This is a genomic window from Psychrobacter cibarius, from assembly GCF_904845955.1.
Lineage (GTDB): Bacteria > Pseudomonadota > Gammaproteobacteria > Pseudomonadales > Moraxellaceae > Psychrobacter > Psychrobacter cibarius_B.
The window spans coordinates 79665-91760 of sequence record NZ_CAJGYX010000001.1; the positions used below are offsets into that span (position 1 = coordinate 79665).

A 12096-nucleotide genomic window follows, 5' to 3' on the forward strand; every position below is an offset into this window, starting at 1 on the left:
TAATAAATGAGATGATAGCTATATTAAATTATCTATGAGTAGATCGAGCTGTCTTATGTTGGCAGGCTTAATAATAGCCAATTCTACCAACGTAAGAGCCCTGGACTAAACGCTTTTGATATGCCCTATCTGAATTAGGCAATTTTATACCAATCAATTTTACGGGTCATGACCATCACGCAAGCGAGTAGCACAAAACAGAAGACAGCACCAAGCAATAAATTCATATCTTCGGTGGTTAATATGCCGAAAAACGCCGCATACAATCCTGCCAGTGTGACAGTAAAAATCGCCGCTCGCTTGACGCCGCCCAGTACATAATAAGTATACCAACCAATGAGTCCAATACAGGCGCTGGCAGCAATGGCATACGCTTTCCAAAAGACAATTTGCTCAGAAAGTGGTAATAGTAAGACATAAAACACAAATAGCGCGCAACCGACCAACAGATATTGAATAGGGTGAATACGGCTGGATTTAATGACTTCAAATAAGAAGAAAGTGCCGAATGATACTAAGATTAATAATAAGGCATATTTCATCGTTCGTTCAGTTTGTAAATACACATCATTAGGCTCAGCAAAACTCACACCAAAGCTGTTCAGGCGCACGTTTCGATAGCTATCAGGTATGTCAGTAGCTTCTGCTGTAGCAGCGCCTTCCATTGCTATAAGCGCATCACCAGAAGCCATTGACTGGCTGTTGTTATCAAGAGTGGCTTGACTGGTGACGACACATCGGTTGTTAGCGATGCTGACACATTGCGACAAATCTTGATTGTTGGCTATTGTTAAATACTGATTTTGCCAACTGGCTTCAAAACCTTTAGCGGTAAGTTTTTTGGCATTGGGGAGCGCCTTACCAATAAAGTTTGGCGCATGCCAATTACTGCGCATCGTTAAGTTAAAGTTTTGTCCAGTCGGCACAGTGTTTACATTGCTAATACCAGCTAACGGTAAATCAATGACGATTTCTGTACTGGTCAATGACTCGCTAGCACTGTTCGTAGCTAGGATGTTATTGCCATTCTGCTGGCTCGTTATATTTTTTACTGAACGCTGTAATATATCTTGCGGAATAGCTACTTCTACATAGGTCAGGTTTTTCAGCAGCGCTGTCTGAGGGTAGGTTGCTTTTATCGGTTTTTTATCAATGGTCACCGTTGGTAGCGTCGCCACGCCGCGCAGATCTGATACTGGAATAATCAATTTTGCTGCATTCCAGTGGATGATGGTTTTTTCTGGCTGGGTGTTATTTTTATTGGCGGGTGTACTGACAGAACCTTGTGCGTCACTAGTTTTGCTCGTAGTGTCATATAAGCTGCTGATGGCTTGATCAAATGTATAACGCTGGTCAAATGTCAACGTACCATCATAACTGGTCGCATGATAGATGCCACGTTTGTAGGTATCAGTGCTGACTTCAAGATCTTGTAGGGCTTGGGTCTGACTGGCAAAGACAATTTCATTTTTTGAATAGGATGGTGCACACTTACTGGTTATTTCAGGTGCTGTAATCTGACATTCAGGTGTAATTGTGGTAGGGATGATGATAAATGGGGTGATGATTTCTTGCGGATTGACGTGCTGCTGGGCAATTTCTTTGACCACCGACGCGGCATAATTTTGTCGTTCGTAGATCACTGAGCCAATCATACCGAGACCGATGGCAAAAATAATACAAAGCCCGGCGATGATGGACAATTTAGTCAATAGTGTTTTTTGCATGAAAGCTCCTCATATGAATCTTTAGTCCAAAACTGTGCATATAACAGTCAGTAGGTTCAAAGAAGATCATAGAGGAGAGATGAAGAAAAAATATGTAAGAACGATGGAGAGTGTGTGGAAAAATAAGCCTTAGTATTTTCTGATATCAGTGTTTTCTGATACCAGTATTTTTTGATACTAGTATCTTCTGGCATCAGTGTTTTTTAGTATCACCAACCACTTTATCCATAATAGCAAATAATAAACCAGACAACACAAAAGTCATATGAATAATGACTTTCCACATGAGTTTGTCCGCTTCACCCTCACTCAATTCATTAGGAATATCCATAAACGATTTTAATAGATCAATCGCAGAAATAGCGACGATGGCTCCGATGACTTTTAGTTTTAGACCAGAAAAATCTACTTTTCCCATCCAACTAGGTCGATCAACATGATCACCAGTATCAATTTTTGAGACAAATATTTCATAGCCACTAAATATGATAATTAATAATAAACTGGCTACTAAAGAGAGGTCGACCAACACTGATATATTAACAATGACATCTGATACAGAAGCGCTAAATACAGTATTGAACATCATGACTGTTTTTTGAATGAATTTTATAAATAATAAAACAATCCCTAAGACCAGCCCTAAATAAAAAGGCGCTAATATCCAGCGGCTGTTAAAGATGGTTTTTTCTAGGTATCGTTCAATGTTTCTTAGCATGGACATCTCTTAATGCTCTTAAAGGTAAGGTTGTAGATCATTTACTGATAACGTGGTATAGGATGGGTTTAAGAAAGCCATTCGAGCACTTGTTGTACCCGCTCATCTCTATCACCACCTATGCGATGAAATGGCTTTTGGTGACGGGTCAGCTGACTTTCAAAATAAGCACTGATTTCATCACGTTGATGTGGGCTATCTCTTAGGTCATCGGCGACCCACGGGATATCAACTTCGGTTAATAGAATCAAGTCGTAATGATGCGTTAACGCCGCATTGGTGAGCGCTTTAGGGCAATCACCATAATACCAATTAGAATAAACCATTAGCTCAAACAGACTGGTATCACAAAATAAATAATGGTTGTGATCGCTTTGAGCTGCTTGTTCAGCGAGTTTATTTTCTAACTCAATTTGACCTTGTGCAATAGGGAGTAAATCCTCCCAAGTGCAAGTCAGGTGTTCCTTATCCCATTTTGCTTGTAGATAGGTGCGCATGTATTCTGGTACCCAAGGGCAGCCAAAATGCGCTGCCAAGTCGCGACATAGCGTGGTCTTACCAGTGCTCTCTGCCCCTAGGATAGCGACATTGATGACCGATTTAGGCGTATGCTGCTTTAGGTTGCAAGCGGTAACGTCGTTGCCATTCATAGTAAGCCCAAATTGCGATAAGAGTGAAGACTACGTATTGTAGCGCAGTAAAAGTGAGACCTTTATAAAAGTACAGCGGGACTGAAATAGTATCGGCGATTATCCAGAGTATCCAATGCTCGATTTTTCGCCGCGCCATCAGCCACATCGCCATCAAAAACAGCGCGGTGGTCAGCATATCGGTGTAATCGACCCACGTAAATAAATGCAAACCTAATACCGCGCCATCAAAACTAAAGTTATTATTGATGACTGGTCTGAAGTAATACACCAACGCGACAAAGGCAATAGTTGCCGAGGCTAGTAAGGCTAGTATTGGCAAATCTTTTTTATCGAGATGTTCTACTTGAATAGCATTCTGAGCGTTAGTCCTTGCTAACGACTCATTTTGCTGCTGACCAGTAGGGTTGATATAGTCTTGCTGTTTTTTTATGGCTGTGTTTTTCTTACTCTGTGTCCAATTGATCCAGCCATATAGACTCATCACCGTATAGTAGGAATTGATAAACATATCGCCAAATAATTGCCATTTCCACAACAGATAGACAAATATAGCGGTGCTGACGAGACCTATCGGAAATACCAAAATATTGGTTCTGCTGGCGAGTAAGCCACTTGCTACCCCAAATATGACAGCAATCAATTCAAGAGCAATAAAGACAGTGGGATAGTCAGCGTATTGTCCAAATAACCAGTTAAAAATTTCTACCATGAGTATTCCCAAATATGAGCGGGTTTATGTCTCGCAGTTTTATGAGCTCGAACTGTGAACGCGTCGCTAGCAAAATGCGCCAATTATAACGTAGCTGCTCCAAAATGAAGTCAGGACTTTGCTTATTTTTCGCAACAAACAGATTATTTGTAACAAAGTATTAGAAAAATAATTATATTCAGGCATAATAAAGGCTCTGATTTTAAGTTTACAGTTATTCACTGAAATCAAACGACTGTTATTTTTCCACTTTTATGCTTATCCCAAGCCCTATAGTAGTAGACAAGGAAGCTTATCATGACGACTTGTATCACAGGCACTGGCCTGTATATTCCGCCTTATAGCATCAGTAATGAAGAGCTAGTAGATTCATTCAATAAGTATGTTGAGAATTATAATGCAAAGCATGCTGACGAGATAGCAGCAGGAACTTTGACTGCCCTAGAGCCTTCTTCAGCGGCCTTTATCGAAAAAGTATCTGGTATCCAATCACGTTATGTGATGGAAAAGGATGGTATTTTAGATCCTGAAATCATGGCACCAGTGATTCCTTATCGTCATTTAGGTGAAGAGCTGTCTATCATGGCAGAAATGGGTACTGCGGCTTTGAAAGACGCGCTAGCAGATGCGGGTCTTGAGGCGAATGACCTAGATGGTATCATTCTTGCTTGTTCAAACTTCCAGCGTACTTATCCTGCGGTCGCTATCGAGATTCAAAATGCAATCGGTATGACTGGTGGTTTTGCTTATGATATGAACGTTGCTTGTAGTGCCGCGACTTTTGGTCTATCGCAAGCACACGGTTCTATCGTTTCTGGTCTGGCTAAGCGTATCGCTGTGGTCAACGTTGAGATTACTTCAGCGCATCTGAACTGGCGTAACCGTGACAGCCACTTTATCTTTGGCGATGTCGCAACAGCATCTATCGTCGAAGAGCTAGAAACGCCAAAAGGTTATGAGATTCTTAACTCTAAGCTATTTACCCAGTTTTCGACCAATATCAAAAACGAATACGGCTTTATGGATCGCTCAGAGTTCTTAGCGGCACAGACTGAGATGTATCCAGACATTAAAGAGCCTGTTACCGACAAGCTATTCTTACAAAATGGTCGAAAAGTGTTCCGTGAAGTCTGTCCAAAGGTTTCAGAAGTTATCACTGAGCATTTGCAAGAGAACGATATCGCAACGTCTGACGTTAAAATGATGTGGCTGCACCAAGCCAATGCCAATATGTTGGATTTAATTCTACGTACTGTGATTGGTAAAGAAGCAGATAAAGCGATTGTGCCAAGTGTCATTGCTGAATTTGCTAACACCAGTTCAGCCAGTCCGATGATTGTTTTCCATCGCTATAAAGATGAGCTGGCATCAGGTGATTTGGGTGTTATCTGTTCATTTGGTGCTGGTTACTCTATCGGTTCAGTGTTGGTGCGTAAGGTTTAACTTTTAAAGTAAAATCTGTTACTAATAAAAAATAGCTAAGAACAACCTTAGCTATTTTTTTTGTCTGTTATTTTTGTTATGAGCACTTCATCACATTATTTAAGCAATATATTATTCAAGAATGAGGCGCTATTTGCGAATATAACGGGAAGAATGCTTAGAGGTTTTAATTTACCCCGAAAAATTTGCTATAATCACGGTCTTATTCCTCTCATCCAATTAAAAGTCCTTTTATGAAAGAATCCTTACGCCTGCGTTTAGACCAGATGGTAGACCGTTATGAAGAGGTCACCGCCTTATTATCAGATCCTAGTATCATCAGCGATAATAATAAATTCCGTGAACTGTCTGTCGAGCACAGCGACTTGATGGATATCACTACTTTATGGCAGAACTATGTGCGTGCAGAAACGGATCAGGCTGATGCAGAGGCTATGCTGGCTGATGCATCAGATCCTGACATGAAAGAGATGATGCAAGAAGAGATTGATAACGCCCGCGAGACCATCGTAGAGATGGAAGAGGCGCTCAATGTCATGATGCTACCAAAGGATCCAAATGATAAAGTGCCTGCTTTCTTGGAAATTCGAGCGGGTACAGGTGGTGATGAAGCCGCGATTTTCTCTGGTGACTTGTTTCGAATGTACCAAAAATACGCGCAGACACAAGGCTGGACAGTGGAAGTACTGTCGGCAAGTGAAGGCGAGCATGGCGGTTATAAAGAAATCATCACTCGCGTATCAGGCAACAGCGTGAATGGTCGCTTAAAGTTTGAATCAGGCGTACACCGTGTGCAGCGTGTGCCTGAAACCGAAAGCCAAGGTCGCGTGCATACCTCAGCTTGTACCGTGGCGGTGATGCCTGAGGTTGAGATTGATGATACAGTAGATCTAAATCCAGCCGATATCCGCTTTGATACCTTCCGTTCAAGCGGTGCGGGTGGTCAGCACGTTAACACCACTGACTCAGCCGTACGTTTGACCCACATTCCAACGGGTACCGTGGTAGAGTGTCAACAAGAGCGTAGCCAGCACAAAAACCGTGCGCAAGCGATGAAAATGCTGATTTCAAAGATTCAGCAAGTCAAAGTACAGGCGCAAGTTGATGCCGCAGATACCATACGCCGTGATTTGGTCGGTAGTGGCGATCGTTCAGAACGCATTCGCACTTATAATTTCCCACAAGGTCGCATGACCGATCACCGTATCAACCTGACGTTATACAAGCTTGATGCCATCATGGAAGGCGACTTGGATGAGATTCTTGATGCACTGTTGCGTGAGCATCAGGCTGATTTGATGGCCAGTATCGGCGGTGGTGATTAGTAACCATTAGGATATTAATGACTAGAGGCTCAATAGCTGGTCGTGAATCCATTAATTCATAAAAGCGTGACACTGTCTAGATGACAGTGTCTGTTTGTTTATAGCTGTTTTTTTACGGCTATCGACTATGATAATAAGTATAGATTTAATTTTGCAGTTTTCATTTATTCCATTTAATTATCTAATAATATTGAGAGTGTTATGTCAAAGCACAATAATCAGAACCAAGACCAAACCCCAGTTGTAGAAGACGCTAACGAGCTGATTGCGCAACTGCAAGCCAAGCTAGACGATATCAGTGCTTCAGGCAAACAGCCGTATCCAAATACATTTAAACGTACTGATTATGCGCAAGATTTGCAAACTGCTTTTGACGGCGTCTCAAAACAAGAAATTGAAGAAAAAGCGGCGAATGGCGAAAAAACACAGGTCAACGTGGCAGGTCGCGTCATGCTGAACCGTGGTGCCTTTATTGTTATTCAAGACATGACGGGTCGCATTCAGTTATATGTTGCACGCAAAGAGTTGGATCCAGAGACGTTAGCGACCATTAAATCATTAGATTTGGGTGATATTGTTGGCGTATCAGGCTATATCGGTCGCTCAGGCAAGGGCGACTTATATGTGCATATCGAAGAGTTTCAGTTATTGACTAAAGCGCTACGTCCAATGCCAAACAAGTTCCATGGTTTAGCTGATGTCGAAGCTCGCTATCGTAATCGTCATCTTGATTTGATGACCAATGAGACGACTCGTGATACCTTTATGATTCGCAGTCAAGTCATTAGCGGCATTCGCAAGTTTATGTTAAATGAGCGTTTCATGGAAGTTGAGACGCCGATGATGCATCCTATCCCAGGTGGCGCGGTGGCGCGTCCATTTGTGACGCATCATAACGCTCTAGATATGCCTTTATATCTGCGTATCGCACCTGAGCTTTACTTGAAGCGCTTAGTCGTTGGTGGTTTTGAAAGAGTGTTCGAGATTAACCGCAGCTTCCGTAACGAAGGTGTATCAACTCGCCATAATCCTGAATTTACCATGATTGAGTTTTATCAAGCGTATGCTGATTATCATGACTTGATGGATTTGACCGAACGCTTATTTAATGAATTGGCGATGGATATTTTGGGCACGACTGAGATTACTTATCAAGAAGAAGCCATCAGTCTAAAAGCGCCATTTATACGTTTGTCTATGTCTGATGCAATTGCAAAATATGCCGAAAACTTCGATATGGCACGTATCAATGACCGTGATTATTTGGCAGAGTACGCCTCGACAACGCTTAAACAGCAAGTGAAAGAGGTGTTTGGTGTGGGCAAACTACAGACCATTATCTTTGAAGAAACCGCTGAACACCAATTGCGTCAGCCAACGTTCATCACTGAATATCCAGCGGAAACGTCACCACTGGCACGCCGTAGTGATGACAATCCTGAAATCACCGATCGTTTTGAGCTATTCATCGGGGGTCGTGAACTGGCAAACGGCTTTAGCGAGCTTAATGATCCTGCTGATCAGGCAGAACGCTTCCGTGGACAAGTCGCTGAAAAAGACGCTGGCGATGATGAAGCGATGCATTTTGATGAAGAATACATCGAAGCGCTGTCTTATGGCTTACCACCAACTGCAGGCGAAGGTATCGGCATTGGCCGTTTAGTGATGTTGTTTACCGATTCTGCCAGTATTCGTGATGTGATTTTGTTCCCGCATATGCGCCGCAAATTAGAAAGCTAGAACTGGTTTACTTGCCATAAATCCATGCTGGGACTAAACTGAACATAAGAAAGCTCTTTTGCTTTCAATGGAATGGTCCCAGATTCTTTGAGACCTCATTTATAGGGATATCATGGATACTCAGCACGAGTCACCCTCACTTTGGCAACAAATGATTCAACAAAGTTTCTTATCTTTGTATGAGTTACCAGCAGATAAAACAACCAATCCTAAGCAGTTTCAAGGTTATGATTTCGTTTTTGAGTTTTCTGGCGCTATCATTTATTTGATCTTCAATGATGTGGTGATGCAAGCGAGTAGGCAAAAAGTAGACAGCGCTCAAGTTCGTGAGTGGAGAAAAGAAGTCGTCAACCAACTAATTAAGCGTCACGCTCAGCTTTATCTAGAAAACGATAAGTCGATGGCAGAAAGTAATACCTCGACAGCTGGTAAGGATGTTTATTTCATTGGTTTGACGTCATTGTCTGTTACCCATCAAGATGACAAACTACAAGCATCCTCGCATACGGTTGATTATGAATATGGTAGTCAGTTTTTTGCTGAAGACTGTGTTTTAGATCTGGATGATGAGCAGAGTGTCTTACAGGTATTTAGCCATCAAAACTTTGTCGATATCATCAGCCAATTGGTTACGCCAAGCGATTTGTCCGCATTTTTAGACTTTCATCGCAGCCAGCTGACAGGGTTTGAGTCATTCCAAGACGAGTCGACATTACTTATCCAGTTTTTACAGTCGCCTGACTTTCATCAAAGAGCGATTAGGGTGCAAGAGCAATTGATTGACAATCAGTTGATCGATCAGATTGAGCAACGATTGCTCAAAGCTACAGAACCAGATCAGGCAGTCTTTGCCAAAGCACTCATGGCTGAGATTCAGAAAAATACTCGGATGTGGTACAAGCTGTTTAATAGTTTGATCAAACATTATTATGAGGCAGGTCAACCCCTACCAAAAAAGCCGGTTGATATTTTGGTCGATGAATCAATGTATACTTACGCTTGTTTGGTTGAAAAAATCTTAGCCTACAAAACGATGGATCAAGACTCTCGCTGGAATGGTTATGTTTGTCATGAGCACTCTTATCACGTGTTTGGACGCCATTATCTGATGGTTTTCTATGCGCAAGATGATAATAGTTCGCTGAGTGCTGATAAGGTGCGCACGTCTCAACAAGACTTGTTGTTGGAGCTCAATGCTCAAATGCAGGATCCAGTGATGGATGATTTGTTTTTGATTGGCGTGGAGTTTAGACCTTGTGATGATAGCGTCAATACAGAGGTGCATTTGGATGCCTTTTATCAAAAAGGCTCAGTGATTGACGCTAATACTCAGCGCTTATACGAACGTTTAGCACAACTTCAAGCGCAGTTATAATCTAAACCTAATATAGCCTACTGGTTTGACACTCCATCTATATCTGTATTATTTACATTGGCATTCATTATGACGCAGCAATATCAAGTTTTAGCGCGCAAATACCGTCCCAAAAACTTTCACGAGTTAATTGGGCAAACGCATGTTTCTCAAGCATTGATTAATGCGATTGATTATAATCGCCTGCATCATGCTTACCTCTTTACGGGCACACGCGGTGTGGGTAAGACCACGATTGCGCGTATCTTATCTAAATGTTTGAACTGCGATATGGGCATCACCAGTACGCCTTGCGGTGTGTGTGATAACTGCGTGGCCATCGATCAAGGGCGATTTATCGATCTTATCGAGATTGATGCGGCATCCCGTACCAAAGTAGAAGACACACGTGAATTGCTGGATAATGTACCGTATGCGCCAAGTCAGGGGCGTTATAAAGTATACCTGATTGATGAAGTACATATGTTGTCCACACACAGTTTTAATGCGCTTCTTAAAACTTTGGAAGAACCCCCTGAGCATGTAAAATTCTTACTTGCCACGACTGATCCGCAAAAATTGCCGATTACCATTATTTCGCGTTGTTTGCAGTTTGTACTACGTCCGCTACCGCAAACTTTACTTAGCGAGCATTTGGCAAATGTTCTTACCCAAGAGCAGGTAGGCTATACGCAACCTGCGCTCTGGCAATTGGCCAGCGCCGCCAAAGGCTCGGTACGTGATGCGTTGTCATTGACCGATCAGGCCATTGCTTTCGGTCAAGGTGCGCTCGATGATGTCACTGTAAACGCTATGCTTGGCTTAATTGATGCGGCTGATTTGGTCAGTTTAATTACTGATATCTATAACCATGACAAATCTGCTGTCGCGGCTCATATAGAACAAATGCGTGCGCAAATGGTTGATGCGACGAGTATGTTTGATGGTCTTACTGAATTACTGCATCAATTAGCGTTGACTCAGCTGTTGCCTGAAGTGGCATTAAATGTAAATGAGTCACAGGCGCAAGATATTAACACGCTTGCGCAGCATATGAGTCCAGATGTTCTGCAACTGTATTATGAGATTGTCGTGCAAGCACGTGAAGGTGTTAAGCTTGCGAGCACACCAATGCAAGCGCTGGAAATGTGCATTTTACGCCTGCTGGCATTTCGTCCGTTGCCAGTCGATGAGATATTAAATCATACTTATGCTGGCTCTGTAGCACATGAAGTACCAGCTATAGAAGATGGGACATTTACACGTTCTACACAGTCATCGAATAAGTCATCAAATAGCCAATCGGCTTCTGCACCGCCATTACAGTCTTATGGCGTTGATTATCAAGCACGAGATAATGATGATTTACAAGTCAAAACCTATAACAATTTTGAGCCAAGTTTGGCTCAAAATGATGAGCAAAATCATGATGTATTAGTTACTAGCCCTGAACCAGTTGTTGAGCCTGAACCAGTTGTTGAGCCTGAACCCGTTGTTGAGCCTGAACCCGTTGTTGAGCCTGAACCCGTTGTTAAGCCTGAACCCGTTGTTGAGCCTGAACCCGTTATTGAGCCTGAACCCGTTATTGAGCCTGAACCCGTTATTGAGCCTGAACCCGTTATTGAGCCTGAACCCGTTATTGAGCCTGAACCCGTTATTGAGCCTGAACCCGTTATTGAGCCTGAACCCGTTATTGAGCCTGAACCCGTTATTGAGCCTGATGCAAATAATTCTCAGTTAACAACGCAACTGGATGATCCTCGTACTTTGCTGCGTTGCTCACCGCAAGAACTGCTAGGTGAGTGGACACCAGAAAAATGGGATTATTGGCTACAAACGGCTCGTGAAGCGGAAATATTGGCTCAAGACGAATTGGCACTTGCGCGTCAAGGTATGATGACGGGCTTATGCGATGGCAAGGCAATATTTATAACCAGTGTAGATAGTCGGCATTTACAAACCACTTTTCAGCAATTAGCGGCTAAACTGCAACAGCAGTTCACTCAAGCAGAAATTGACTTGCAAATCGATGGCAGCGTCATGCAAGCAGAGGATAAGACGCCTGAGCGTCGCCAACAAAAGCGCTTGGTGCAAGCCAAAACGGTTGCAGAAGCAAGACTGCTTGCTACGCCTGTGATGCAGTATTTGAATGAACGCGGTGAAGGAAAAATGGGTAAGGTTCAGTTGTATTAAACAGTCAGAAAAACTGTTGTTAAAATTATTTAAAAGTCTATACAGTTATTAAATACAACTTTCATATAAAATATCAAGGCGATGTTGTACTATCGCCTTGATATTTTTGTTTTTATTGCAGAGTAAATGGGCTTTTTTAAACAAGAGAGAAATATTTAATAACGATAAGATAAATTAAGATTCGTTATAATGGTTAAGTTATATTAAAAACTGAAATGAAGTTTAGGTGAGAAT

Annotated in this window: 9 protein-coding genes; 5 read left to right on the forward strand and 4 right to left on the reverse strand. The window is 42.2% G+C overall.

Annotated features, from left to right (window positions below; translation table 11 throughout):
• Positions 1–134: 134 nt before the first annotated feature.
• The 4 genes from creD to pnuC form a co-directional block, all read right to left on the reverse strand.
• Positions 135–1727, reverse strand: coding sequence for a cell envelope integrity protein CreD (gene creD / locus JMV76_RS00335; RefSeq protein WP_201501217.1), 1593 nt, complete (start codon positions 1725–1727; stop codon positions 135–137).
• 193 nt (positions 1728–1920) lie between these two features.
• Complete coding sequence (locus JMV76_RS00340) at positions 1921–2451, reverse strand: TIGR00645 family protein (protein ID WP_374190027.1); 531 nt, start codon at positions 2449–2451, stop codon at positions 1921–1923.
• A 62-nt stretch (positions 2452–2513) separates the two neighbouring features.
• Entirely contained in the window at positions 2514–3095 is a 582-nt protein-coding gene (locus JMV76_RS00345) for an AAA family ATPase (RefSeq protein ID WP_201501219.1), read from the reverse strand.
• Positions 3046–3807, reverse strand: coding sequence for a nicotinamide riboside transporter PnuC (gene pnuC, locus JMV76_RS00350; RefSeq protein ID WP_201501220.1), 762 nt, complete (start codon positions 3805–3807; stop codon positions 3046–3048). Before pnuC ends, JMV76_RS00345 begins: the two co-directional genes overlap by 50 nt.
• Before the next feature lie 297 nt (positions 3808–4104).
• Between pnuC and JMV76_RS00355 the strand changes: the two genes are divergently transcribed.
• The 5 genes from JMV76_RS00355 (at position 4105) to dnaX (ending at position 11862) form a co-directional block, all read left to right on the forward strand.
• Positions 4105–5250, forward strand: a complete 1146-nt coding sequence (locus JMV76_RS00355) for a beta-ketoacyl-ACP synthase III (RefSeq protein ID WP_201501221.1) — start codon at positions 4105–4107, stop codon at positions 5248–5250.
• 233 nt (positions 5251–5483) lie between these two features.
• Complete coding sequence (gene prfA / locus JMV76_RS00360) at positions 5484–6575, forward strand: peptide chain release factor 1 (RefSeq protein ID WP_201501222.1); 1092 nt, start codon at positions 5484–5486, stop codon at positions 6573–6575.
• A 201-nt stretch (positions 6576–6776) separates the two neighbouring features.
• Positions 6777–8315, forward strand: coding sequence for a lysine--tRNA ligase (lysS, locus tag JMV76_RS00365; RefSeq protein WP_201501223.1), 1539 nt, complete (start codon positions 6777–6779; stop codon positions 8313–8315).
• A gap of 112 nt (positions 8316–8427) precedes the next feature.
• Positions 8428–9690 carry a hypothetical protein gene (locus JMV76_RS00370; RefSeq protein WP_201501224.1) on the forward strand — a complete coding sequence of 421 codons (1263 nt, stop codon included), beginning with the start codon at positions 8428–8430 and terminating at the stop codon, positions 9688–9690.
• 69 nt (positions 9691–9759) lie between these two features.
• Entirely contained in the window at positions 9760–11862 is a 2103-nt protein-coding gene (gene dnaX, locus JMV76_RS00375) for a DNA polymerase III subunit gamma/tau (RefSeq protein ID WP_201501225.1), read from the forward strand.
• Positions 11863–12096: the final 234 nt, after the last annotated feature.